Genomic DNA, 25,005 nt, shown 5'->3' on the forward strand with positions numbered 1-25,005 from the left:
TCGTAGTAGGTGATTCATCGCCTCAAGTAGCGATAAATCGCTTACTACCAACCAACAGGTAAATTTTGTTAACCTTTTTGGAGATTCCGATGAACTCAACCGCAACCACAATGTTTTGTCTCGATCCAGATTACTTAGATAATCTGGCTAATAAGTACAGCCAAGTCTATGCTGAGGCTAAACCCTTTCCCCACATCGTCATCGATAATTTTTTACCAGAATCTGTCCTCAACACTATCCTGGAGGAGTTTCCCAAACCAGGTGAAATTAATTGGAGAAAGTTTGATGCTGCTACTGAGAAGAAACTGGCATCTAGTTCTGAATTACAGATGCCAGAGGCAACACGCCTACTTTTATATCAACTCAATTCTTCAACCTTTATCAATTTTTTAGAGAGATTGACAGGGATTGATGGGATCATTCCAGATCCTCATTTTGTCGGAGGTGGTTTGCATCAAACAGAAAGAGGTGGGTATCTCAAAATTCATGCTGACTTCAATCGCCATAAAAAATTGCATTTGGACCGTCGCTTAAATCTCCTCATATATCTTAATAAAAATTGGCAAGAAGAATATGGCGGCCATTTTGAAATGTGGGACAGAGATATGACACAGTGCGAAAAAAAAGTTCTGCCAATTTTTAACCGATGTGTCGTATTCAATACCACAGATTTTTCCTATCATGGTCTTCCAGATCCGATAACCTGTCCGGAGGGATGGACTCGCAAATCATTAGCCCTTTACTACTACAGCAACGGACGACCTCCTGAAGAAATTTCTGACGGGCATACAACGCTATTTAAAGCGAGAAATGAAGGGGAATCGATTAAAAAGAAACTGCCAAAAATGACGGGAAAGATTTTTCTTAAAAAACTAACACCTCCGATTTTAATTGACCTAATAAACCTCCTGATTAAGAAGTCATGATTAAGTAAAAAATAGAGAGGTACTGAAGGAATCCAGCAGCAAGAATATGACTCCTCAAGCCCAACTAGTTATGATCCTATGGCTGCCAATTGTCCTCTATCTGTTTATCAGATTTCCAGCTCAAAGGGCAGTTGTAATCAGCTTTATCGTGGCATGGATGTTCTTGCCACAACGAGCAGGATTTTCTCTACCTAGTTTGCCAGATTATGAAAGGATGTCGGCTACTTGCTACAGCATTTTGCTGGCTACTTTTATTTACGATAGTCAACGTTTCAGTACCTTTAAATTCGGCTGGATTGACGTGCCAATGCTAATCGTCTGTCTCTGTCCATTTGCTTCATCAATCAGTAATGGGTTGGGGGCATACGATGGGATATCCGCTGTTTTGGGTAAGATAGTATCCTTTGGCGTGCCTTATTTTTTGGGTAGGATTTATCTCAATAACCTTGCTGGATTGCGTCAGTTAGCAATGGGCATATTTATAGGTGGGCTAGTATATGTTCCTTTGTGCTTGTATGAAGCTAAATTTAGTCCACAACTGCACCTGATTGTTTACGGCTACCACGGCATACGACAGTTTGGTCAATCTATTCGTTTGGGAGGATATCGACCAAACGTATTTATGCAGCATGGACTAAGTGTTGGCATGTGGATGATGGCGGCATCATTGATTGGGATTTGGCTGTGGCAAGCTGGCATACTCAAGAAATTCTGGAATATGCCAATTATTGTGCTATTAGGAATATTAATAGTCACATTTGTGTTAGTTAAATCCACGGGGGCGTACATCTATTTAGGCTATGGGATTATCATTATGGTGAGTGCAAAATGGTTTCGCACCGCTTTCCCTCTGTTGCTTTTAATTGCGATCGTCTTATCATATATATATATGGGGTCAACCGGAAACTTTTCTGGGGAACAAGCAGATAGGATTGTTGTTACAGCACAGAATTTAGCAGGTCCTGAGAGGTCTCAATCCTTAGAGTTTAGATTGGACAATGAAGAAATCCTGGGGGAAAAGGCACGACAAAGGATGATTTTGGGGTGGGGTGGATGGGGACGTAACCGTGTATATGACGAGGATACTGGTGAGGATTTAACAGTAACCGACAGTTTGTGGATTATTTCTTTTGGTGTCAACGGTATAGTCGGTTTATTTGCTGTATTTGGTTCATCTTTGCTACCAGCTTTTAGCTTTTTTTGGCTGCGTTATCCGGCGAGTACATGGTTTAATCCCAAAGTTGCACCTGTGGCGATGCTGGCAGTAGTTACAACCCTATATGCTCTCGATTGTACTTTGAATAATCAGCCCAATCCAGTTTTTACTCTAGCTTCTGGGGGAATAGCTGGAGTGGTTTTGAAAGAGCCAGAAAACATTAAGATAAAACCTGGATCAAAGCCAACTAATAGTTCTCATTATATCCCAAAACAACGGCAGATTCGGAGACTTACTCCAAGGAGAGTTACCAGGAATTTGTAGTGCATTTAGACAGATTTATTTAACTACAATAGAGGTTTAGAGGTTATACTTTGGATGAATAGTGAAAAGAATAATTGTAATCTCGGCGCATTATTTGGCAAAGGTCGCAGTGGCACAACCTGGTTAGGATCTATCATATCCAGTCATCCAGATATTGCCTATCGCTTTGAACCATTTCACCGCCTACAAAAGACTAATCCTCAAGTTAAAGAAATACTTGAAATAATCCATTCTGATGGGTTTTCTGCTACGGATTTACCACTTGTTTACCGAATGTTGCTGCCAGCGACACCAGACTTAGAGAAACCTCCCTTTTTTCCTAAGAATTACCGCATGGGATTGTCATTGGGCAAATCCTTCGCTTGGCCTCTAGCACGCCAGAATTCTCTGGTATCTCATCTATTTCACTTTTTTTATACGCCAATAGATTGTCCTATGGTGATTTTTAAAGAGGTAGAAATGGTTGATATCCTTTGTCAATTGCTGGGAAAAACTGAGATACCAATAGTTTATCTAGTTCGTCACCCCTGTGCTGTAGTCTGGTCGATCCTACGGGGTCAAAAAGCATCTCTAATGCCTGAAGGTAGACGTAAATTCCTCCATAATATGCTAGTGAAATACAATCCGAGTCTGGCTGCTGAGTATGGAGAAAAGCTAGAGGATCTCACTTTATGCGAACAAGAAGCATTAATGTGGCGAATTGATGTTGAGAGGGCAGTATCTGCTTGTCAGTCTAATTATAACGGATTGCTAGTAGTTTACGAGGAACTGACTCAAAATACTTTAGAAATATCCTCAAAGGTTTTTCACCATTTAGGATTAGAGATAGCCAAGGAATCTCTGAAATTTATTGAAGAAAGTATGAGGGCATCGCCGATTTCACGATTGAAGCGAGGGGAAGTTGGGATTAATCCCTATTTTACTGTGTTCAGAGATTCTCAAGTTGCTCAGAGTCGTTGGAAAAACGATATGCAAAAGGAAGATATAACGGGAGTGATGGAAATTGTTAAAGATAGTAATGTATTCACCATGATTGCCGATCAAGGGTTATGGAATTGACAAGAAAAAGATTGTATGATGGAAATATTGTTGATTTGCCAATAATCGATGACTAATTACAACAGAGAAACCACAATAATGCCTAACCTTAAACTTAATGATACTAGCAGCAGCAAAAAGAAACCAGATCTGGTTTTAAAAGATAGTTTACCCTGCCAATATGTCTTGATTGCTGGTCCTGGTCGATCTGGCACAACATGGCTGGGACAGATTATGAATAGCTACGAACATTGCTGCTACAAATACGAACCGTTTCTCCCGTCAAAATCAACACCCTATAGCCAGTGGAAACAGGATCTGGAGTCGAGGGATACAGAGGAATTGCGCCATCGCTTTCAGGCATTATGTAGTCGTGCCTACCATGATGTGGATATGCCACCCTTTCCACCAAAAAGCTTTCGCAAACAAAACCCACAGCTTCTGCATCTGTTATACAGTTTGGGTAACAGGATTGAGGGGTTAAAGTTTCTCTACGAATGGTATGGATCTCCCAAAATGAATGGAGAGACATCAGTACTGATTAAGGATGTAAATTTCCCGAACAAACTGTTACCTCGCCTCTGTGATCTCTTGCAGCCTCATCTTTTGGCAATGATCCGGAACCCCTTCGCCAATATCGCCTCGTACTTGAAGGGAGTATCCCTGGATCTTTTCCAAAAACCAGATCAATTAGCAAAGGCAACCCGCCTCCGCGAGTCCATCGCTACTTCTGCTAGCCTACATCTTTTCCAGTATTGCGATCGCCTCGATCGTATGTCAATAGAACAGTTGGAGGCAATCCGCTGGTGTCTCCAAGTCGAACCCCTCATCCAATACGCACAAACATACGAAGGAGGCTTAGTAGTAGTGTACGAAGACTTGTGTGCTGATCCTCATGGCAAAACAACCGAAATATTTCAATTTGTTGGTTGGGAAATCGGTGAATCTACCCGCGATTTCATCAAGGCATCAACCTCTGGTGAAAAGCAGTCATCCAAAACTTCAAACTCTTACTATAGCGTCTACCGCGACCCACGAGAGAGCATGTCAAAGTGGAAACAACAACTCACACCAGAACAAATAGCAGATATTGCCTCAGTGGTGCGCGAATCCCCTGCGATCAATCTTTGGTCTGACTTGCTGATTTGAATGTATGAACCAAATAAAAGGAATCTGCTTCACCCTTATTTACGATCGCTTCTGAAAACTTACAAGTAGACAATCTAACACAACAAATCCAGATGGAAAAAGATACCCAATTATTGTCCGATCCGATTTTTCTCGTTGGTGCTGAACGTTCTGGCACAACGGTTCTGAGAGTCATGCTCAAGCATCATCCACAGATTACTTGGTGTAATGAATTTGAGTATGCAGTGGATCTTATACCCAATATTAAGAGTTTGGCTTCACTCAATAAATATTATGAATGGTTAGAAACTCATCGAATTTTTCAAGCTACTGGGTTTACCATTGATCGCACTTTAAATTATGAGGAACTCGTCAACAGTTTCTTATGCCAAAAACGCGATCGCGACGGGAAACCAATCGTGGGTGCTACTGTTCATCGTCACTTCGACAGATTGCTGCAAATTTGGCCTAATGCCCGCTTTATTCACATTATTCGTGACGGTAGGGATGTGGCTTGTTCCTGCATCAGTATGGGTTGGGCTGGTAATGTTTGGACGGGAGTAAATCGCTGGATAGAAGCTGAACAGTTATGGGGAAAAATCAGTAAAAAAATCCCACTTCAGCGGCGAATTGAGGTTACTTATGAAGGGTTAATTGCAGAACCTGTTCAGACACTCACCCGCTTATGTGATTTTATTGGCGTGTCTTACGATCCAGGAATGATTAATTATAAAGATACCAGCACTTACGATTTGCCAGATCCCAAATTTATTCAACAGTGGCGGCGTAAATTGTCGGAGTATGAGGTTCAGTTGGTGGAATCCAGAATTGGTCAAATGTTAGTTGAACGAGGTTATGAACTCAGTGGCTTGGCACCCATAACTGTTACTCCTATCATTGCCCAAAGACTGCGCTTACAAGATTGGTGGTATCGGGCACAGTTCCGACTTCAGCACTATGGTTTGTCTTTATTTGTTTCAGATTACTTGTCCCGAAAAATTGGATTAGTGCCATGGCAAAAGAGTGTCAGATTGAAACTCAATGCCATTGAAACCGCCCATCTTAAGTGAGGATAAATTTGGATTAAATTCCTTGTAGTTAATACCAAGTGCTAAACATTTATGCTCCTTGCCATCGTCATTGTTAACTATCGCACACCCAAACTTGTTATCGACTGCTTATATTCACTCCAAAGTGAAATTGAGGTAGGTTCTCATGCTGTAATAGTAGTTGATAACGCCTCTGGAGACAATTCAGTAGAACAAATTCAACAAGCTATTACCGACAATAACTGGAGTCAATGGGTACAAATTTTACCTTCTCCTGTGAATGGCGGTTTTTCTGCTGGTAACAACCTGGGAATAAAAGCAGTAGCAGCGGACGCATATCTACTATTAAATAGCGATACAATTGTTCGGGATGGTGCTATTAATTTACTGCTAAAAGTAATGGTAAATCATCCCGAAGCTGGTCTAATTAGTCCGCGTCTTGAATGGCCAGATGCTACACCACAAATTAGCTGCTTCCGATATCGTTCTCCTATCAGTGAATTCATTGGAGCAGCTAAAACAGATTTAATCACCCAGCCCCTAAAAAGTTATGAAGTTCATATTCCCGTATCTGATTCTCCCATTGAACCTGAATGGACAAGTTTTGCCTGCGTATTAATTCGGCGGGAGGTTATTGAACAGATTGGCTTGATGGATGAAGGATACTTTATGTATTTCGAGGATATTGACTTTTGTCGGAGAGCAAGAAATGCTGGTTGGCAAATTTTACATTTTCCAGAAGCAAGAATTGTTCATCTTCGCGGCGGTAGTGGCTCAGTTAAGGCGGATCTTATTGCTCGCAAACGTCCTAAACCCTACCTTTATGCTTCTAGGTCGAGATACTTTGCTACATTCTACGGGAAAACTGGACTATGGTTCACTAATCTATTGTGGCTTACTGGTCGAACAATATCATTTCTTCGGGAATTGGTGGGTAACAAAAAGCCACATACTTGTGAGTATGAAGAGCAAGATATTTGGACAAACTGGGTGAATCCAATGAAACTACCGCTATTACCTGGGAGAGACAATATGACTGAATTACCATCAAAAATTTTATTGAGTAAAACTAAATGAATAATTATCCAGACTTTATCATTATCGGCGCTATGAAATGTGCCACCAGTACCCTCCACGAACAACTCGCAGTTCAACCGGGTATCTTCATGAGCGACTTAAAAGAACCAAATTTTTTCAGCGATGATGACCACTATACTAAAGGAATAGAATGGTATTTGTCTCATTTTAAATCAGCAAAACCCAACGATTTGTGCGGCGAGTCGAGTACCCATTACACCAAGCTACCTACCTATCCTGAAACTATTGAACGCATTGCTAAATATTTGCCAGATGTGAAACTTATTTATGTAATGCGGCATCCCATTGACCGACTTAAATCGCAATATATTCATGAATGGAGCCAAAAAGTAATTTCAGTAGAGATTAATCAAGCTATTCATCAGTATCCTGAATTAATTGATTATAGTCGGTATTCCATGCAGCTAAAGCCATATTTTGAAACATTTGGCAAAGAGCGAATTCTCCCTGTCTTCTTTGAAAGAATGTTAACTCATCCCCAGGAGGAATTAGAACGAGTATGTCGCTTTATTGGTTATCAGGGTAAAGCTATTTGGAATAGTGAACTTGATGCTCAAAATGTCTCAAGTGAACGAATGCGCAAGAATGAATTAAGGGACTTTTTTGTAGAAGCTCCTGGATTCAAGCAACTGCGACGCTGGTTTATTCCTAAGAGTTTCCGGAATTGGGTGAGAAGTTTGTGGACTCTGAAAAAGAAACCACAACTCGATTGGCAACAGCGAGAATACCTAAAAACTATCTTTGATGAAGATTTGGCTGTACTGGGATCTTGGTTGGGTATTGAGTTATCATGCGACAACTTCAAGGCGACAATTCAGACTAGCCCTATGGAGTGGGTGGATTTATCAAAACAACATCAATTTACCTCTTATGAATAAAGATGTGCTAAATTTTTGATAAACTATATATGTATCAGCGGGTGATGAGAGTGAGTGGCTGCTAAAAATATTTACCAGTAAGTTTTATGAACATTATTCCGACCGAAATTCCCGATGTCTTAATTCTCGAACCCCGCGTCTTTGGCGATGAACGCGGTTTTTTCTTAGAAAGCTACAACCAGAAAGCTTTTGCCGATAAAGCAGGGATAACCGCTAATTTCGTTCAAGACAATCATTCTCGTTCCGTCCAAAATGTCCTGCGAGGTTTACACTATCAAATTCAGCAATCTCAAGGAAAGTTAGTCCGAGCAATTGTCGGTAGTGTATTCGATATCGCAGTAGACATCCGCAAAAGTTCTCCCACTTTTGGTAAGTGGGTTGGCTGCACTCTTAGTGCAGAAAATAAGCGGCAGATTTGGGTGCCATCGGGATTTGCTCACGGCTTTATAGTTGTCTCAGAAGTGGCTGAAGTTTTGTACAAAGCTACAGATTACTATGCCCCGCAATACGAGCGGAGTATACTCTGGAACGATCCGGATTTAGGAATTGATTGGCCTATAACTACTTCCCCAATTCTATCAACCAAAGACCAATCAGGTCAACCTTTGAAAACAGCCGAGGTTTATCCATGATGCGGATTTTACTAACTGGCATTGGGGGACAATTGGGTGGAGAATTGCAACAAATTCTCACTCCTTTGGGAGAAGTAACGGGGGTTAATCGCCAAAGTTTAGATCTCGCCCAACCCACTCAAATTCGTCAGATTATTGGTGAAGTTAAACCAGATATTATTGTTAATGCGGCTGCTTATACAGCAGTTGACAAAGCGGAAACAGAAATTGAATTGGCTAACGCAATTAACGGCAATGCTCCTACAATTATGGCTGAAGAAGCTCATAAATTAGGAGCAGCTATAATTCACGTTTCCACTGATTATGTGTTCGATGGGCAAAAAAATACACCTTACAAAGAAGATGATACCACCAATCCGATTAATGCCTACGGTCGCTCTAAACTCTTGGGAGAGGAGGGTGTGAAAAGTCATTGCCATCGCTATATTATTCTACGCACTGCCTGGGTTTATAGCTGTTACGGAAATGGTAATTTTGTGAAAACTATGCTAAGATTGGGAGCAGAAAGAGAGGAAATCAGGGTGGTTGTAGATCAGGTGGGAACTCCCACTTGGACGAGGGATATTGCCCAAGCAATTCTTCAGCTAGGAAAAAAAATTACCTTAGATATACCTGATAATTCTTCACTAACAGGAATTTATCACTTCACTAATAGCGGTGCAATCAGTTGGTATGATTTCGCTGTTTCTATCTTTGAGGAAGCAGAAAAATTAGGTTTTCCTTTAAAAGTGCAACGAGTTATCCCAATTACTACTTCTGAATATCCTACACCCGCAGCCCGCCCTGCTTATTCGGTACTTTCTAACCAGAAAATATCAAAAATTTTAGGAAATAATCTTCCCTATTGGCGCAATGGATTACGGCAAATGCTGCAACAACTCTACTCAGAATCAGTAATTAGTTCGTAGTAAGCGCTTTAGCGCTAAAGCGCTTACTACATACTTTTAAGTATTTAGACTAACCTACTTAACAACTAACAACCAACAACTAACAGCATGAAAGCAATCATTCTCTCCGGCGGCAAAGGTACGCGACTGCGCCCCCTAACTTATACAGGAGCAAAACAACTGGTTCCTGTCGCAAATAAACCCATTCTTTGGTACGGAATTGAAGCCATTGTTGCCGCAGGAATTACCGATATCGGTATTATTATTAGTCCGGAAACGGGCGATGAAGTAAAGAATAAAACGGGTAATGGCGATCGCTTTGGTGCTAATATTACTTATATCCTGCAAGATCAACCCGCAGGTTTAGCCCATGCAGTGAAAATAGCACAGCCATTCTTAGGAGATTCTCCTTTTTTAATGTACTTGGGGGATAACCTAGTAGAAAGCAATCTGGATCTATTTATTGAACAGTTTACCTCTCGAAACTTAGATGCTTTAACTCTACTTTGTCAGGTTCCTAATCCTAGTGCATTTGGGGTAGCCAAAATTGATGAGAATGGGCGAGTGTTGCAGCTTGTAGAGAAACCCAAAGTGCCCCCGTCTAATTTAGCATTAGTGGGAATTTATTTATTCTCTCCTGCGGTACATAATGCGATCGCAAATATCCAACCTTCTCCCAGAGGTGAATTAGAAATTACTGATGCCATTCAATATCTAATAGACGAACCTAAAAAAGTAGAAGCTCGTCAAGTTGATGGCTGGTGGTTAGATACTGGAAAAAAAGATGATTTGCTCGAAGCAAATCGCATTATTTTGGATACTCGTCTTGAAGCCGCTGTGAAGGGCGAAGTGGACGAACAGAGTCAGGTTATTGGGCGGGTACAAATTGGATTGGGATCTAAGATTATCAATTGCACGGTGCGAGGACCAGTAATAATTGGTAATGATTGCTATTTGGAAAACTGCTTTATCGGACCATATAGTAGTGTAGCGGATAACGTCACTTTAATTGATGCAGATCTCGAACATAGTGTGATTCTACAGGGAGCAAAAGTATTGGGTATTCATCAGCGAATAGTTGATAGCGTCATTGGACAACGTGCCCAGCTTAAAGTTGCGCCACAGCGCCCCAAAGCATTGCGTTTTTTAATTGGTGATGATTCTCAAATTGAACTAGTTTAATTGGTAAAAATAATGACCTTTTCAGAACAAAAACAGTCAAATTCAAAAGAGCAACGCCGCCTACTAGTTACAGGTGGAGCCGGATTTATTGGCTCTAATTTCGTCCACCATTGGTGCAAACAATACCCTGGGGATCGTGTGGTAGTTCTCGATGCTCTCACTTATGCCGGAAACCGCCAGAATCTCTCCAGTTTAGCCGGACATCAAAACTTTCATTTTGTTCAGGGAGATATCTGTAATGATGCTTTAGTAAATGCCCTCCTCAAGGAAGAATCGATCGATACTGTAGCTCACTTTGCCGCTGAATCTCACGTCGATCGTTCCATTTTAGGTCCTGATGCGTTTGTTCGCACTAATGTTGTCGGCACTTTCACTTTATTGGATGCCTTTCGACAGCATTGGGAACGTCGCAATCAACCAAAGAGCGATCGCTTTCTTCACGTTTCTACAGATGAAGTTTATGGCAGTTTAGGTCCTGATGACCACCCATTTACTGAAACTACCCCCTACGCCCCTAACAGCCCCTATTCAGCCTCTAAAGCTGGTAGCGATCATTTAGCCCGCGCTTACTATCATACCTACGGTATGCCCACCATAATTACTAATTGCTCCAATAATTATGGTTCCTACCATTTTCCTGAAAAATTGATTCCCTTGATGTGTATTAATATCTTAATGGGGAAACCCTTGCCAGTTTATGGAGATGGACAAAACGTTCGAGATTGGTTGTATGTTGGCGATCATTGCTCTGCCTTAGACGTGGTAATTCACAAAGGTAAACCCGGAGAAACATATAATATTGGTGGCAATAATGAAGTCAAAAATATTGACCTTGTGAATAAGCTATGCGAGGTGATGAATGAATTAGCAGCAGACTTGCCAATACGTCCAGCCCAAAAGTTAATTACCTTTGTCAAAGATCGAGCTGGACACGATCGTCGTTATGCCATTGATGCCACTAAAATTAAAACCGAATTAGGTTGGACTCCCGCCGAAACTGTAGACGGAGGATTGCGGCGGACAATTGAATGGTACCTGCATAACCGCGATTGGTGGCAACCTTTATTATCGGCGGAGTATCAGGCTTACTATAGTCAAGTTTATACACAAGTTTAATAATTAATCTATCTATGGGGTTAAAAGTATGGAGTTAAAAAAATCTTCACAAATATCAGCAACAGAACCAGATTGGAGCCGCGAACAACTCGATCGCTGGTGGAACCCATCGCGACAACTGCTAAAATCGATTCGGAACTATCAAAAGTGGCAAAAATGCGGAGGAATTTTTGGACGATTTTTCAGTAGTTTGAACGTGATTCAGCATAAATTTTGGAGCGTTATTACAGCATCTGATATTCCCATAAACTGTCAGCTTGGAGGCGGATTAAAACTGACTCATCCGAATGGAGTTGTAATTCATCCAGAGGCATCTATCGGACCAAATTGTCTTATTTTACAACAAGTCACAATTGTTAAAGGAGTAAAAATTGGAGGTAATGTTGATATCGGTGCGGGAGCGAAAATTATTCGCTCTGTAACTATTGGAGATCGTGCCAAGATTGGTGCTAATGCTGTACTTTTATGTGATGTACCAGCCGGAGCAACAGCAGTTGGCATACCTGCTAAAATTATTCAAAATAATACTATTATTAGCGATAATATGGATTAATTACAAACTGAGAGTATAAATCCCATTTTAATAAATTCATCATCCGTAGCACAGGCATCTTGCCTGTGCTATTACCCAAACAAGTAAGATATCTCCTTACATTTACACAATTGAGATGCACCATGACAAATAAAGATTTCAGCACAATCTCACCAATTATACCTCTCACCTAAAAGGTGATAAAGCTTCTCATTAAAAGGATTAAAATAATCCTTCAGCGGTTCCATTACTTCCTCATCAGCAGTAGATTTATCATATTTTCCTACGTTGTGCTTTTTAATTTTGAACTCATCGAGTACTGCCCGATCAAAACGTTCAATATTTAAGAAATCACATACACTATTCAGCATTCCATCTAAATCTTGCTTAAATAAGTCAAAATTCAATACTAGCAGGCTATCTTTGTTAAAATAGTTGTAGTAATTCTCTAGCTGATTGACATATTCGCCTCTGTTGATGTAATCGTAAGGGTATTTTACATTCTGAAAGTTGCCATCTAGTTCTTGATTTATCGCATCGGCAAAGTCCCTTGGATCAGTTATTTCTCTCAAATGTTTATGGGGATTATCGCCAAAGCTATGATACATATGCCATGCCGAATATGCCCTAGATACAGGATTTCTCAAGATAGCAATCATCTTAATCTCCCCTAAGTCTTGTTTGATTAATTTAGGGATATTTTCAAAGTAGATATAGCTAGGCGAGGCATCGCATGTCAGTTTATCCTGTTTATCAACTTTAGAAGGAAAATTTCCCAAATACCAACCAAATCCTTTGCTATAATTATCGGTTCGATCAAAGTATTGAATTTCTTTCCATGAATTATTCTTAAAAATTTGACGATGCTGACTGAGATAGCGATAGAGTGAAGTGCTTCCTCCCTTCTGAGTGCCAATGATTAAAAAGTCAGGTCGCGACTTAATCATGGGATAGGCTATCTTCTTAATCAATTGTTTAATCACTTGAGTTCCTCTGCGGTATTTAACTTGTCCGTATTCTAATTGTTGATGGGTTCTATCTTTGTTTGAGATATTGCAGCACTCTCAATAAAGTAAAAATCTTACTCCTCTCTCCTTTTAGGGGAGGGGTTGGCGGATGGATCAAACTAATTATGGCAACTGCTGCAATATCCCAAGTATATCCCAATGGTTGGCTAATGTCAGTAGTTATTTTTCGGTCTTTGTCGTCTAAACTTTCACGGATACATATATTGTCTGGTCTTCTGATTAGTTTGAGTTTAACTTCATCAAAAATTCACATAAAACCAGAATACTTGTCATATAATTTACAATATTATATGTATTTTATACAAAATAATCTTGGGAAGATAATTCTGTATAAAATTATACAGAATTATTGTTAAACTAAGGTATAAAAACCATTTCTATTAGGGCGATAATTTTGCTATACCAATAGTTTCAATATGCTTGACAGGTAATTTTTTGGTTGTTACAATTCAAAAAGATATAAAAAATCCCACATACCCATCTCAAGCACGCCCTCAGTATATTGACTAAAATAAACCTTTATACAGAGTGCTTTTATTGGGAAAATAATGGGATATACCATAGTTTGTGCTGAGGAATAAAAAAAACTTCCCATTAAGTCAGCGACCAGGGTTTAAACAAAGCGAATCTTTGCTAAATTAGCGGGATATACTTTAGCAAATTGCTGGTAAACCAAGTCCAATAAATTGGGTGCATCAACTACGAAACTCAATTACTTGGAGATTACAACAATGAAAACCATAAATACTCCCTTACTGATAGGGTTACAAATAGCTACGGTTAGCGCGGCTGTGATGACAGCTTATCCGTCGAATGCAGCAATTCTTAGCTTTACAGGACAAGTAAAACCACTTATCACCTCCCCAACGCCAAAGATAATGCAAGATAATTTGCTTCAAGCTTTTAATGAAAAGCAGAACTTTCTTCTTACCCAGGATATTCAAACAAGTAATCCAAATGATTGGAGTAAGCTATTACCTGGAATTCCTCAAGGGACTCGTATTAGTAGTCATTACATATACCTGAATCCTTTAAAAAAACCCATTCAGTTTGTTAATGCTGCGGCTACCTTCATCTTTGATGCACCTATTCTTGGTGTAATTGGCACACACAATCAGCTTCTAGCAACCAATAACTTACTTGGATTAAGTGGTGTTAACTATCCTGGAAATACTAAATTCGGAGCCAGACAGTTAGATAATAAAAACCCTAATGGTAGCAAGGACACCGCAACTTTTCTTAACAATATCTTGAATATTAATTTTACAGCGAGAGATGGAATAGATCCAATTCGAGTCATTACTACATACCTAGAACCCACTCCAGCTAGTACTTCTACTCCCTCTGTTAGTGGTATGGTATTAGGTGATTATGGCTCTTACTTGGACTCAGAAACAGTTAGTGTTCCTGAACCTTTAATGGCAATGGGTTCAACTGTAGCTGTAGCATTAGGAATGCTCTTGAAAAGAAAGAGGGCTAATTAAGGAAAAATTAAAAGCATCAGTAGAGGGAATACCTTTTCCCTCCTACGCTTATCAGTAAATATAATTTTTGACCATAATTTCGTAATTACCAGAAAAATTACTGAAAACTAGGTTTAGACGAAACTGGGGATTGCCAACTAGACAATAAATTAACGGAGGCTAACTTTATGGGAAAATGCAAAAATCCTGTCGTTGCCATTGGGCTAGATTCTGCCCAACCATCCTTACTGGAAAAGTGGATGTCTCAAGGATATCTAAAAAATTTATCCCGTCTAAGGGCGGAGGGGATATATGGACGTTTAGAAAATTTTGATGCCTCCGCTGTAGAAACAGCTTGGACAACCTTTGCTACAGGTTGCACACCTGAAAAAACAGGTTTTTGGGCACAAATGAAGTTTCGTGAAGGCACATACAAATTTGAAACCCGTGCGGCTTACGAATACGAAGAATATGCCCCATTTTACGCACTAGGAGAGGAATATCGGGTAGCAGCTTTTGATGTGCCTCAAGTTAGGCTTAATCATCAGATAAATGGGCTACAAGTTGGAGGTTGGGGCGCTCATTCTCCTCAAGTTCCTAGTGCTTCTTTACCCACATCACTTTTCCAAGAAATTGTTGATAAACACGGAGGACATCCAGGGCTTCATAACGACTACTCAGTATGTCTGGATTTAGGAGGAACCCTTCTACTTGAAGAAAGATTCCAGACAGGTATTGCCCGAAGATCGACTATCTGTCAGGATTTGTTAGAACGGGAAAACTGGGACTTATTTTTAACAGTATTCAGCGAACCTCATTCCGCCGGACATACTTTTTGGCAGTTGAGTCAACCGGATCATCCTCTCTATGAGGTATTGAGTCCTCGCGTCTCACACGATCCATTACTAGCAGTTTATCAGTCAATGGACAAAGCGATTGGTGAGATTTTATCAAAAGTTCCAGATAACGCGATTGTGGTTTTTTTTTCTGCCCATGGCACTGGTGCAGCCACAATTGATTTACCCAGCTTTGTTATCCTACCGGAATTTCTTTATCGCTTCAATTTTCCGGGTAAATATGGCATAGGTTATGGTAAATTATCAGATCCTCTGCCTCCACCATTGACTAAGATGAAATGGAACTACTGGGAGCGACATTTGTGGGGCACAAAATACGATGCAAATCCCATCAGAAGTTTTCTCAGACGGGAAACTCCAACTCGTATCTTTAATCTAATTGAACCATTTATTGACTCTACCGAAAAACCTGATTTAATCTCACCATTTCAACTGAGACGGCAGGGAGAAAAAGTTGTTCCTTGGAATCCAGGTCAATGGTATAAACCCCTATGGCCTACTATGAAAGCCTTTGCTTTACCAAGTTTTGCAGAAGGTTATATTCGGATTAATCTCCAGGGAAGAGAACCACAAGGAATAGTCCCTCCATCAGAGTACAATGCAATTTGTGATGAAATTTGCCAGAAACTTTACGCACTAAAAGATGCCCGGAAAGGCATCCCAATGGTAGAAAAAATTATCCGGACAAGAGAAAATCCCCATGACTCTAATCCCAAATTACCTGATGCCGACTTAGTTGTGGTTTGGCAGGAAGAGTATGCTACCGACGTAGTAGAAAGTCCTGATTATGGGCGTTTTGGTCCCTTACCTCCCTACCGGGCAGGAAGCCATCGTCCTGAAGGATTTATCTTGGCTTGTGGTCCAGGTATTGAGCCAGGTTCTAGTTTACCAACTCATCATGCCCTGGATCTTGCCCCAACTATTCTAAATTTAATGGCAGCACCAATTCCTGATTATCTTGATGGTAAACCCATAGAACTTGTCACAAGTCAAACCGCTGTCGATACATCTGCCTGAGTTGAGATTATTCTTGAAAAGGTTTATCTACAACTAGCATAGTTTATTCGTTTGTAGTAGGCGATTCATCGCCTCAATAAGCGATAAATCGCTTACTACTAACTCCTCTTGAGGTTTGTCTTGGCAAAGTCTATTATAAATATGGGAGGAATATTGCTGAACAATGGCTAACTATCTAATTCTAGGAGGTTCTGGTTTTATTGGCGGCAATCTAGCAAGAGGATTGGTTGCTAAGGGTGAACGTCCAAAGATTTTTACCCGTTCCAGTTCTTCCATCACCAACATAGAGGATATTTTAGATCGAGTCGATATTATCTATGGTGATTTCATGGATGATGTGGCAGTGCGGCGGGCGACGAAAGGGATTGATATTGTATTTCATTTTATCTCAACTACTTTCCCAAGCATGACAATTGAAAGTAGTGTTTATGATGTTTTTTCCAATCTCGTGCCCACCATCCGTTTAGTTGAAATATGTAGAGAAAATGGAGTCAGGAAAATTGTTTATGGATCGTCAGGAGGAACTATCTATGGCGAACCACAGGAAATCTGTATTTCTGAATGTCATCCTCTCCAACCAGAGTCTGCCTACGGTCAAAGCAAATTAACTATTGATAATTACCTGAGTTTTTATGCTCGAACTACAGAACTAGATGTTAATATATTGAGAATATCCAACCCATTTGGTCCCGGACAAAAACTTTTAGGAGTTCAAGGGCTTGTCGCTGTTTCTATGGGCTGTGCCTACTACAATCGAATTCTCAAAATATATGGTGTGGGAGAGTCAGTTAGAGACTACATATATATAGAAGATCTAGTTGATGCTATCATAATCGCAGGGGGAAAACCTGGTTCTTCTATTGTGAATATTTCATCGGGAATTGGTCACAGTGTCATGGAAATAGTTCAGTCTATTGAAGAAGTTTGTGGCAAGAAGATTCGCAAAGAATTTATCCCGCCTCGTCCTGGAGATATCCAAGTTAGTATCTTGTCAAATAAGCTAGCATCTGAAATGTATGACTGGCGACCAAGAGTAGATTTTAAAGAAGGATTATCTATGACCTGGGCACATATTGTAAATAGAATGAAACCAGCCTAAATTATTTAGATATTCCACTTTATCTTATTCATTTTTCTTCAAGGTAGGTTAGACAAATATGCAGCAAATACATGTTGGCTTTTTTTCGGCAAAAGACTATCTAGATAAAACAGAACTATCTGGCGTTATTTACAATACTCATCAAGCATTGAAGTCAAGAGACATGGAAATTATTGGTGTGAGGAATCCCATAAATCATTCTGGATATTTCAAAAAAATTAAAAGAAATATAGATAAATTTATTCCGGTAAAAAGCACCAGTATCAGGGACTCTAAAGCAAGATTTGCTGGTAATTTTCAGAAAAGGATTAAGGCTGGACCCTGTGATTTACTTTTTTGCCCTTTCTCCTCAACCGAATTAAGTTTTTTGGCAACGAGTTTGCCTATTGTTTATTTATCAGATGCTACAGTCAAACAAATTAACGAAACCTATAAGATTTACTCAACTCCAGAAGAATTTATATTAGCTTCCCAAGAGGAGACTGCGGCTATATCGAGAGCTAATAAGTTAGTATATTCTTCGGAATGGGCTGCTAATTCTGCTGTCTCTGACTATGGTGCAAATCCGAACAAAATTGAGATTGTGCCCTTCGGTGCTAATGTAGAAAAGGAAAAGGTTCCTGAAGTTAATCAAATTTTAAATAAATGTCTTAATTCAAGATGTCGCTTATTGTTCATTGGCACAAATTGGACGAGAAAGGGTGGTAATATTGCCTTTGAAACACTTGTATCTTTGATAAATCAGGGGATTGATGCGGAATTACTGATGATTGGCTGTATTGTACCTCCTGAATTTAAACATGAACGAGTAAAAGTCATGCCATTCTTGAATAAAAACATTCCTCAACAACAGGAACAATATTTTAAATTATTGTTAGAATCCCATTTCTTAATCTCTCCCACCCGCGCTGATTGTTCCCCGATGGTATTTGCAGAAGCCAATGCCTATGGTATTCCAGTCATCACAACTGATGTGGGCGGAATTCCGACAATTATCAGGAATGGGCGCAACGGTTACATGTTCCCACTCTCTGCATCTAGCGATGAATACGCTAATTTAATCGCTACTAATTTCTCTGATAAAGACACCTATGAACAGTTAGTAAGATTTTCCAGAGAAGAATATGAAACCCGCTTAAACTGGGATACATGGGGTCAACGTATCTATGATATTATGAAAGATACTATCAACTATAGCGGTTCTCATTTATCTGCGGTACAGTTTTAATCTCTCTCCAACAAGAAGAGAGGCTTTAAAATTAGCCCCCTTCCCTTGTAGGGAAGGGTGTTGGGGGTTAGGTTTGAATGTACTCCATTCATTTGAGAAACGCTATAGTTTATCAGTTGTGTCGATGTCTATAAATAAGGGAGAATCAAGATTAAATTCCTCAAACTAGCCATCTTATTTGCAGTAACATTAGCTTTAGCCCTAATTGTTCCTCATTTAATTAACAAAGTTAATCCTAACCCCATATCCCTATCAGAACAATCTCCATCGGGACATGTAGTTTTAGGTACTAACCTGAATGGCATTGCCAATTGGTCAACCCAAATGCCATTTGTAGATGCTTTTAAATCCTCTCATCAATGGATTACTCAGTGTAACCCCAAAGATTTAGGCTGTAGTAAATCTTGGGATACTCATGAATTCGCTCAACTAGACTTAGACGAAAATGGCTGGGTGAAATCATTGCCAAAACCCGAAGATTCTCCAGAATATACCCGTGTCAGCACAGTATTATTCAAAAGTGTTGATAAGTATCCAGGTGGACAATATCTTGTCCTTTATGATGGAGAAGGAAGTATCGAATATAGATTTGATGCCACCAAAGATAATGCGGCTTCTACACCTGGAAGGGATGTTATCAATGTTACACCTTCAAATAAAGGTATCTATCTGATTATTACCTCAACTGATCCCAATAAAACTGGGAATTATATTCGCAACATTCGGGTGATTCCCGCCCAATACGAACAAACCTATCAGTCTAAAATATTTAATCCCAACTTTATTAACAAAATCAATAAATTTAAAGCCCTCCGCTTCATGGATTGGATGGATACGAATAATTCCCTCCAAAGTGAATGGGCAAATCGCCCCAAGGTACAAGATTCCTCCTACACTGAGAAAGGAGTGCCTGTAGAAGTTATGGTGCAACTCGCCAATAAATTAAATGTTAACCCCTGGTTTAACATGCCTCATCTGGCTACTGATGAGTATATTACTAACTTTGCTAAGATAGTAAAAAATAGCTTAAAACCAAATTTAAAAGCTTACGTTGAGTTTTCCAATGAAGTTTGGAATCAGCAATTCAAACAACAACAATATGCAGTAAAGCAAGGAAAAAATAGGTGGGGCAACGATAAAAATAATCCGCAGATGCAATGGTATGGAATGCGCACGGCTCAGATGTGTGATATTTGGGAAAATAACTTTGGTAGTGAAAAGAATCGCGTAGCCTGTGTCATTAGTACTCACACTGCTAGCAAAGGGATAGAAACTTCAGGATTAGATTGTCCATCTTGGGTAGCCGAAGGAAATAAACCCTGTTATCAACATGGGATTGATATTTATGCTATCAGTGGATATTTTGGTAGTGGTTTGGGTAAACCGCAGAATTCCACTACAGTAGAGTCTTGGCTACAGGAAGCAGACGGTGGTTTTGCTAAAGCTTTTGCAGCCTTAAAAGGGGAAGGCTCCCTCGGTAGTAGCTTACCAGATACTTATCAAAAATTTCTCTATCATGCACAAGTAGCTAAACAGAAAAATCTTCAGTTAGTGGTTTATGAAGGAGGACAACATATTGTTGGCTCTCAAGGAGTTCAAAACAACGATAAACTCACTAATTTCTTCATCAACTTAAATCGCAGCCCAGAAATGTACAATCTATACACACAACTCCTGAATGATTGGCAAAAAGCTGGTGGCAATTTATTTATGCACTTCTCAGATATAGGTAAACCCAGTAAATGGGGCAGTTGGGGTGCTTTGGAACATGTAAATCAAGACAGCTCCCCCAAATACAAGGCTCTGATGGATTTTATCTCGAAGAATTATTAATTAATAGTACTATATTATCACTTTTTACAGAGTAAAATAGACAGGACTTACGCACAAGTCGTCAGAAACCTGGTTTCTTTGTCAACCTCGATTGTCTAAACCCACAATTTTTTTGAGAAACCGGGTTTCTTTCCGTATAATTGGCGTGACGAATCTCCTTTATGGAAGCTTCATCGTATCTTTACAAGCAACCTCTTAGATCCTGTGGTATTCTCGGATATAAGAGGAATTACGAATTTCCCTCTGAATAAAGTCATCATTCAATCCCGTGTATCCCTGAACACCAATTGTTTGATTATTCAACAGGGTTAACTTGTTATAATAGTCAAAATTCTTCCTAGTATTAATCTCGGTTCTGATCCATAAATTTTTTGTCCTTTACCTATCTACTTGTACCATTTGTAGTAGCTACTCGCTCCCACACTAAGCTGACAACTAATAGTGGAAAGATATAAGAGGTAACAAGTCGCATCTACAACCATCAGACAAAAAAATACTCACAGCTAAATAATTGGATTGGACTGACAATGCACCATACTTTAAACCCCTCTATATTTTCCTACAAGGCAACCAAAAAATTAGCCAGGAGAGGGCTACTATTTTTGATGACTTTAGCCTTCATTGTTATCAATCCTATTTTCTTCAGTAATGCCCAAACTTCCCTCAATACATCATTAGGAACTAACCTGAGTGGCATCGCCGAATGGTCAACAGAAATGCCATTTGTAAACGCCTTTAAATCTTCAAGACAATGGATTACTCAATGCGTGAAAACTGATCCAGGATGTCGAGGAGTTTGGGATACTGGTGAATTCGCTAAACTTGATTTAGATCAATATGGTTGGGTAAAATCCTTACCAGCACCAGGAGATTCTCCCGAATACACCCGTGTTGCAACAACCATGTTTAAAGGTATTAATCAGTATCCCGGTGGACAATATCTGGTTCTCTATGATGGACAAGGTACTATCGATTACAGGTTCGATGCTACCAAGGTATCTTCTACACCGGGAAGAGATGTAATCAACGTCACGCCATCTAACTCAGGTATCTATCTGGTTATTACCTCAACTGATCCCAATAAAATAGGTAATTATATTCGCAACATTCGAGTTATTCCCACCGCCTACGAACAAACTTACGAGTCGCAAATCTTCAATCCCCAATTCCTCTCCAAAATCAATAAATTTAAAGCACTCCGCTTCATGGATTGGATGGATACGAATAATTCTCAGCAAAAGGAATGGGCAAATCGACCAAAGGTAGACGATGCCTCATACACTGGGAAAGGAGTTCCCGTAGAAATCATGGTGGAATTAGCAAATCGGTTAAATGTTGACCCCTGGTTTAATATGCCCCACATGGCTACCAATGAGTATATTGCCAACTTTGCCCAGGTAGTAAAAACTCGTTTAAAGCCGAATTTAAAAGCTTACGTCGAGTTTTCTAATGAAGTTTGGAATGCGAGTTTTCAACAATACCAGTATGCTTTAGCACAAGGGAAAGCAAAGTGGGGACAGACTAAAACGAATACCCAGCTCCAATGGTATGGAATGCGCACGGCTCAAATGTGTGATATCTGGGAAAATACCTTTGGTAGTGAAAAGAATCGCGTAGTCTGTGCCATCAGTACTCAAACCGCAGTAAAAGGTCCAGAAAAATCAGTATTAGACTGTTCCTATTGGGTGGCTGAGGGCAATAAACCCTGTTATCAACATGGTATTGATGTTTATGCCATCACTGGATATTTTGGCGGTAAATTAGGACAACCTGGAAATACCACGATGATAGAATCTTGGTTGAAGGAATCAGATGGAGGTTTTACTACAGCCATTCAAAGATTCACAAATCCCAACCTGCCGGATTCAATTCCCAGTATTTATAAACTCTTTACCTACCATGCCAATGTCGCCAAAACCAAGGGGCTTCAATTAGTAGCTTATGAAGGGGGTCAACATATTGTTGGTAGTAACGGAGTGGAAAATAACCAAAACATTACTAATTTTTTCATCGCACTAAATCGCCGTCCGGAAATGTACAGTCTCTATACCGACATGCTGAATAAGTGGAAAAATGCTGGTGGGACTTTATTTATGAACTTCTCCGATATCGGGATACCCAGTAAATACGGGAGCTGGGGAGCTTTAGAACATGTAAATCAAAATACTTCCCCCAAATACAAGGCTCTGATGGATTTTATCGCCCAAAATCCTTGATGAACTAGTAATTATTACAGCCCTTTTCAGGTAAGTAAGATACATAAAAACCCGGTAACTTCGGCGAAACCGGGTTTTTGGTCTGTACTTCATGCAACTGAAAACCGCTATAATACAAACCTACATTCAACCCTCAATCGTAGGACAGGCATCTCGCCTGTCACTCAAAGCAGATTCTTACAACATACCTCCAACCTACCTATTTAATCTAGATTACGCTAAATCTGGAAACGTCCGCTTAAATTCATCAATTAACTCATCAAGCTCTTCCAAAGCTTGATTCACATCAATTCTCAGAATCCCCAGATTCGGTTGCTCCAATAGCTTAACTAAAGCCTCTCGTTTACTTTCTATTACGGCAACTCTTTCGCGAATTGTTTTTGGATTCATGGGTTACTACCTTTACTTAATCTAATCTTGAATCACCATAGAGTATCTCCTAAAACCAGAGAGGTGTGAGAGATACTCTATAAAACTGATAACTGATAACTTGCACCAGTCGCAATCAGCCTCGGCGATTGGAAATCGCGCCTATACAAACCAAGTCTGCCTGCGCAGACTAACAAAAAATCGAGGGTTTCAGAACCCGCGAAGGCGGGTTTTGTCTGTGTAGCTGCGGTTTCAACCGCCCAATTAAGATTGGTGCAAGTTATCAGTAAAACAGACTATCCTAAATATCTGATGATATCAGTTTTCAAACAAATAATTGAAAATAGCCAATATAAAACCTAAGCTAATTCAATTTCCGGGCATCTAGCTTAAAAAAGGCGGACGCTTAGGGATATGTCGCTTATGCTTAACCGCTTCTGAAATAAACCGTTTAAGGGCTTTCTCTCTGTTTTTCATAAATGCTGACCAAAATCCCGGCTGAAACTCATCCATCGTTTTCGCCAACGCCCAAACATCAACCGCTAGGATATTATAAAGCGTTTCATCCTCCTGCTTAAGCGAATTAAGCTGATCTTGAAGGAGGCGTGTTTTTGAAGACGTTTGTTGATTTTCTTCTTTAATCATTTTAAAGACTCTGCTATGGGAACACAATGGCAGACAAACCCAAAACCTGACGGACAAAAAATGGAACACGATTAAACCCGACTCCGGCGGGCTGATGCTTTGTGACTGATTGAGCCTGTGACACAGGCTCCCTGAGATAGAAAGTCTGAACGTTTTAACTCCAAAGTCTTGAGATAATAGACTTGACACCGCACCAACCCGATATCCACAGCACTCGATCCCAAAAACAGTTTGAGATGCCACCCCCTAACTAGGATAATAAAGTTAGAGTGCTTTTTTTGTATTGGATCGCTTAATTAAAGATGTTACGCCAAATTTCCTTGGGAACGTTAGGTTTATCTGTCGGTGGCTTCCTCGCTATCATGGGTTTTGTAGCTTACGCTACGGAAAATGCCACTTTAAATCTGGTGGGATTTTTCTATGGTATTCCCCTTGTCTTGGGTGGTCTTGCCCTGAAAGCTAGTGAACTCAAACCTGTACCCCTTAGTCAACCAACGCCACCTCCGATACTAAAATTGCGGGAAGAAACTGCTACCCCCACCCAAAAGCAGATTCGTCTGGATGTAACCCGGTATCGCTATGGACAAAAAGCTCATCTGGATGAAGCCCTGGAGCGCTTGGGGCTATCCCCTAGTGATGAGGAACGACCTTTGCTGACAAGTTTACGCGAAATTGAGGTTGAGGGCGCTTATGGGTTAGTGCTAGAATTCACCTCGCCGATGATTCTTTTGGATAAGTGGAAAGAAAAACAGGAAAAGATTGAGAAGTTTTTTGGTCCCGGTATTCGAGTTACTTTATCTCAATCCGAAGAAGACAAGGTTGATGTAGCTTTGGTTGCCAGATGTTGTTAGTTGTTGGTTGTTAGTTGTTGGTTGTTGGTTTTTAGTCAAGCAAATGATAACTGTGACAAGGGTATCGCTTGTTCTACAACAAATAACAAATAACAAACAACAAATAACAAACACTTACTTTGCCAATCTCACTACATACCACTGTAAATACTCTCCCGGTTCAACATCTAATTCACAAGAGGTTTCCATGAGATATTTTGCTTGTTCATCTACTGAGGAGAATTTCTGCAAATCTCGTGGTAAGTTATCCTGACGACTTACCAAAATACCTTTGAGTTTTGCTAATAATTCCTCTGGTGTCAGGAATTGCTCTAGTTGGTTAGTTTCGAGGACAACATAAGCATCCTCTTGATACATGATAGAATCTGGCATTATTTTGTCCTATACTAGTTAATAGTTAATGGCTAATTACTAATTACTAATTGCTAATTGCCACTCCCTAGCCCCCAGCCC

Annotated in this window: 23 protein-coding genes; 19 read left to right on the top strand and 4 right to left on the bottom strand. The window is 40.0% G+C overall.

The genetic code is table 11. The features are described 5' to 3' along the window. Positions 1-89: 89 nt before the first annotated feature. From NJ959_RS02830 to NJ959_RS02885, 12 genes are all read left to right on the top strand, one after another. A complete protein-coding gene (locus NJ959_RS02830; RefSeq protein WP_254010227.1) occupies positions 90-926 on the top strand; it encodes a 2OG-Fe(II) oxygenase in 837 nt (278 codons plus the stop codon). Positions 927-972: 46 nt separating this feature from the next. Continuing rightward, positions 973-2,406: an O-antigen ligase domain-containing protein gene (locus NJ959_RS02835; protein WP_254010228.1), complete on the top strand. Its 1,434-nt coding sequence runs from the start codon at positions 973-975 to the stop codon at positions 2,404-2,406. Between the two features lie 54 nt (positions 2,407-2,460). Beyond that, positions 2,461-3,465: a sulfotransferase domain-containing protein gene (locus NJ959_RS02840; protein ID WP_254010229.1), complete on the top strand. Its 1,005-nt coding sequence runs from the start codon at positions 2,461-2,463 to the stop codon at positions 3,463-3,465. Between the two features lie 78 nt (positions 3,466-3,543). Continuing rightward, entirely contained in the window at positions 3,544-4,593 is a 1,050-nt protein-coding gene (locus NJ959_RS02845) for a sulfotransferase domain-containing protein (protein WP_254010230.1), read from the top strand. A 92-nt stretch (positions 4,594-4,685) separates the two neighbouring features. Beyond that, positions 4,686-5,642, top strand: a complete 957-nt coding sequence (locus NJ959_RS02850) for a sulfotransferase family protein (RefSeq protein WP_254010231.1) — start codon at positions 4,686-4,688, stop codon at positions 5,640-5,642. Between the two features lie 51 nt (positions 5,643-5,693). Beyond that, entirely contained in the window at positions 5,694-6,698 is a 1,005-nt protein-coding gene (locus NJ959_RS02855; RefSeq protein ID WP_254010232.1) for a glycosyltransferase family 2 protein, read from the top strand. Further along, on the top strand, positions 6,695-7,597 hold the full coding sequence (locus tag NJ959_RS02860) for a sulfotransferase family protein (RefSeq protein WP_254010233.1): 903 nt from the start codon (positions 6,695-6,697) through the stop codon (positions 7,595-7,597). Before NJ959_RS02855 ends, NJ959_RS02860 begins: the two co-directional genes overlap by 4 nt. 86 nt (positions 7,598-7,683) lie before the next feature. After that, a complete protein-coding gene (gene rfbC, locus NJ959_RS02865) occupies positions 7,684-8,229 on the top strand; it encodes a dTDP-4-dehydrorhamnose 3,5-epimerase (protein WP_254010234.1) in 546 nt (181 codons plus the stop codon). Next, positions 8,226-9,137: a dTDP-4-dehydrorhamnose reductase gene (gene rfbD / locus NJ959_RS02870; RefSeq protein WP_373693591.1), complete on the top strand. Its 912-nt coding sequence runs from the start codon at positions 8,226-8,228 to the stop codon at positions 9,135-9,137. The genes rfbC and rfbD overlap by 4 nt, the downstream gene beginning before the upstream one ends. 87 nt (positions 9,138-9,224) lie before the next feature. Then, the gene (locus NJ959_RS02875) at positions 9,225-10,298 is read left to right on the top strand and encodes a glucose-1-phosphate thymidylyltransferase (protein WP_254010235.1); all 1,074 of its coding nucleotides are present in this window, start codon (positions 9,225-9,227) and stop codon (positions 10,296-10,298) included. A gap of 12 nt (positions 10,299-10,310) precedes the next feature. Then, positions 10,311-11,414, top strand: coding sequence for a dTDP-glucose 4,6-dehydratase (gene rfbB, locus NJ959_RS02880; protein WP_254010236.1), 1,104 nt, complete (start codon positions 10,311-10,313; stop codon positions 11,412-11,414). Between the two features lie 28 nt (positions 11,415-11,442). Beyond that, positions 11,443-11,967: a serine O-acetyltransferase gene (locus NJ959_RS02885; protein ID WP_254010237.1), complete on the top strand. Its 525-nt coding sequence runs from the start codon at positions 11,443-11,445 to the stop codon at positions 11,965-11,967. Positions 11,968-12,116: 149 nt separating this feature from the next. Here NJ959_RS02885 and NJ959_RS02890 read toward each other — a convergent pair whose 3' ends face one another. Beyond that, positions 12,117-12,929 carry a sulfotransferase domain-containing protein gene (locus NJ959_RS02890; protein WP_254010238.1) on the bottom strand — a complete coding sequence of 271 codons (813 nt, stop codon included), beginning with the start codon at positions 12,927-12,929 and terminating at the stop codon, positions 12,117-12,119. 776 nt (positions 12,930-13,705) lie between these two features. Here NJ959_RS02890 and NJ959_RS02895 point away from each other — a divergent pair. From NJ959_RS02895 to NJ959_RS02920, 6 genes are all read left to right on the top strand, one after another. Continuing rightward, on the top strand, positions 13,706-14,458 hold the full coding sequence (locus NJ959_RS02895) for a PEP-CTERM sorting domain-containing protein (protein ID WP_254010239.1): 753 nt from the start codon (positions 13,706-13,708) through the stop codon (positions 14,456-14,458). Between the two features lie 167 nt (positions 14,459-14,625). After that, entirely contained in the window at positions 14,626-16,311 is a 1,686-nt protein-coding gene (locus tag NJ959_RS02900) for an alkaline phosphatase family protein (protein WP_254010240.1), read from the top strand. 163 nt (positions 16,312-16,474) lie between these two features. Beyond that, positions 16,475-17,410 carry an NAD-dependent epimerase/dehydratase family protein gene (locus NJ959_RS02905; RefSeq protein WP_254010241.1) on the top strand — a complete coding sequence of 312 codons (936 nt, stop codon included), beginning with the start codon at positions 16,475-16,477 and terminating at the stop codon, positions 17,408-17,410. Positions 17,411-17,468: 58 nt separating this feature from the next. Next, complete coding sequence (locus NJ959_RS02910) at positions 17,469-18,638, top strand: glycosyltransferase family 4 protein (protein WP_254010242.1); 1,170 nt, start codon at positions 17,469-17,471, stop codon at positions 18,636-18,638. 324 nt (positions 18,639-18,962) lie between these two features. Beyond that, positions 18,963-20,471, top strand: coding sequence for a cellulose-binding protein (locus NJ959_RS02915; protein ID WP_256528595.1), 1,509 nt, complete (start codon positions 18,963-18,965; stop codon positions 20,469-20,471). A 605-nt stretch (positions 20,472-21,076) separates the two neighbouring features. Beyond that, positions 21,077-22,687 (top strand): cellulose-binding protein, encoded by a 1,611-nt coding sequence (locus NJ959_RS02920; protein WP_254010243.1) that lies wholly within the window; start codon positions 21,077-21,079, stop codon positions 22,685-22,687. Between the two features lie 213 nt (positions 22,688-22,900). Here the strand turns inward: NJ959_RS02920 and NJ959_RS02925 are convergent, their stop codons facing one another. After that, the gene (locus NJ959_RS02925; RefSeq protein WP_254010244.1) at positions 22,901-23,077 is read right to left on the bottom strand and encodes a hypothetical protein; all 177 of its coding nucleotides are present in this window, start codon (positions 23,075-23,077) and stop codon (positions 22,901-22,903) included. Positions 23,078-23,440: 363 nt separating this feature from the next. Beyond that, positions 23,441-23,701 (bottom strand): hypothetical protein, encoded by a 261-nt coding sequence (locus NJ959_RS02930; RefSeq protein ID WP_254010245.1) that lies wholly within the window; start codon positions 23,699-23,701, stop codon positions 23,441-23,443. Positions 23,702-24,003: 302 nt separating this feature from the next. On the opposite strand from NJ959_RS02930, the gene NJ959_RS02935 reads away from it, so the two are divergent. Continuing rightward, positions 24,004-24,552, top strand: coding sequence for a DUF2854 domain-containing protein (locus NJ959_RS02935; protein ID WP_254010246.1), 549 nt, complete (start codon positions 24,004-24,006; stop codon positions 24,550-24,552). A gap of 114 nt (positions 24,553-24,666) precedes the next feature. Here the strand turns inward: NJ959_RS02935 and NJ959_RS02940 are convergent, their stop codons facing one another. Beyond that, positions 24,667-24,924, bottom strand: a complete 258-nt coding sequence (locus NJ959_RS02940; RefSeq protein ID WP_254010247.1) for a CRR7 family NDH-1 assembly protein — start codon at positions 24,922-24,924, stop codon at positions 24,667-24,669. Between the last annotated feature and the right edge of the window lie 81 nt (positions 24,925-25,005).

The sequence above is a fragment of the Limnofasciculus baicalensis BBK-W-15 genome, assembly GCF_024178385.1.
Taxonomy (GTDB): domain Bacteria; phylum Cyanobacteriota; class Cyanobacteriia; order Cyanobacteriales; family Coleofasciculaceae; genus Limnofasciculus; species Limnofasciculus baicalensis.

Excerpts from the sequence above, each read along its gene's own strand:
- NJ959_RS02830 (WP_254010227.1), top strand. The coding sequence starts at position 90 with ATGAACTCAACCGCAACCACAATGTTTTGTCTCGATCCAGATTACTTA.
- NJ959_RS02835 (WP_254010228.1), top strand. The coding sequence starts at position 973 with ATGACTCCTCAAGCCCAACTAGTTATGATCCTATGGCTGCCAATTGTC.
- NJ959_RS02840 (WP_254010229.1), top strand. The coding sequence starts at position 2,461 with ATGAATAGTGAAAAGAATAATTGTAATCTCGGCGCATTATTTGGCAAA.
- NJ959_RS02845 (WP_254010230.1), top strand. The coding sequence starts at position 3,544 with ATGCCTAACCTTAAACTTAATGATACTAGCAGCAGCAAAAAGAAACCA.
- NJ959_RS02850 (WP_254010231.1), top strand. The coding sequence starts at position 4,686 with ATGGAAAAAGATACCCAATTATTGTCCGATCCGATTTTTCTCGTTGGT.
- NJ959_RS02855 (WP_254010232.1), top strand. The coding sequence starts at position 5,694 with ATGCTCCTTGCCATCGTCATTGTTAACTATCGCACACCCAAACTTGTT.
- NJ959_RS02860 (WP_254010233.1), top strand. The coding sequence starts at position 6,695 with ATGAATAATTATCCAGACTTTATCATTATCGGCGCTATGAAATGTGCC.
- rfbC (WP_254010234.1), top strand. The coding sequence starts at position 7,684 with ATGAACATTATTCCGACCGAAATTCCCGATGTCTTAATTCTCGAACCC.
- rfbD (WP_373693591.1), top strand. The coding sequence starts at position 8,226 with ATGATGCGGATTTTACTAACTGGCATTGGGGGACAATTGGGTGGAGAA.
- NJ959_RS02875 (WP_254010235.1), top strand. The coding sequence starts at position 9,225 with ATGAAAGCAATCATTCTCTCCGGCGGCAAAGGTACGCGACTGCGCCCC.
- rfbB (WP_254010236.1), top strand. The coding sequence starts at position 10,311 with ATGACCTTTTCAGAACAAAAACAGTCAAATTCAAAAGAGCAACGCCGC.
- NJ959_RS02885 (WP_254010237.1), top strand. The coding sequence starts at position 11,443 with ATGGAGTTAAAAAAATCTTCACAAATATCAGCAACAGAACCAGATTGG.
- NJ959_RS02895 (WP_254010239.1), top strand. The coding sequence starts at position 13,706 with ATGAAAACCATAAATACTCCCTTACTGATAGGGTTACAAATAGCTACG.
- NJ959_RS02900 (WP_254010240.1), top strand. The coding sequence starts at position 14,626 with ATGGGAAAATGCAAAAATCCTGTCGTTGCCATTGGGCTAGATTCTGCC.
- NJ959_RS02905 (WP_254010241.1), top strand. The coding sequence starts at position 16,475 with ATGGCTAACTATCTAATTCTAGGAGGTTCTGGTTTTATTGGCGGCAAT.
- NJ959_RS02910 (WP_254010242.1), top strand. The coding sequence starts at position 17,469 with ATGCAGCAAATACATGTTGGCTTTTTTTCGGCAAAAGACTATCTAGAT.
- NJ959_RS02915 (WP_256528595.1), top strand. The coding sequence starts at position 18,963 with ATGCCATTTGTAGATGCTTTTAAATCCTCTCATCAATGGATTACTCAG.
- NJ959_RS02920 (WP_254010243.1), top strand. The coding sequence starts at position 21,077 with ATGACTTTAGCCTTCATTGTTATCAATCCTATTTTCTTCAGTAATGCC.
- NJ959_RS02925 (WP_254010244.1), bottom strand. The coding sequence starts at position 23,077 with ATGAATCCAAAAACAATTCGCGAAAGAGTTGCCGTAATAGAAAGTAAA.
- NJ959_RS02930 (WP_254010245.1), bottom strand. The coding sequence starts at position 23,701 with ATGATTAAAGAAGAAAATCAACAAACGTCTTCAAAAACACGCCTCCTT.
- NJ959_RS02935 (WP_254010246.1), top strand. The coding sequence starts at position 24,004 with ATGTTACGCCAAATTTCCTTGGGAACGTTAGGTTTATCTGTCGGTGGC.
- NJ959_RS02940 (WP_254010247.1), bottom strand. The coding sequence starts at position 24,924 with ATGCCAGATTCTATCATGTATCAAGAGGATGCTTATGTTGTCCTCGAA.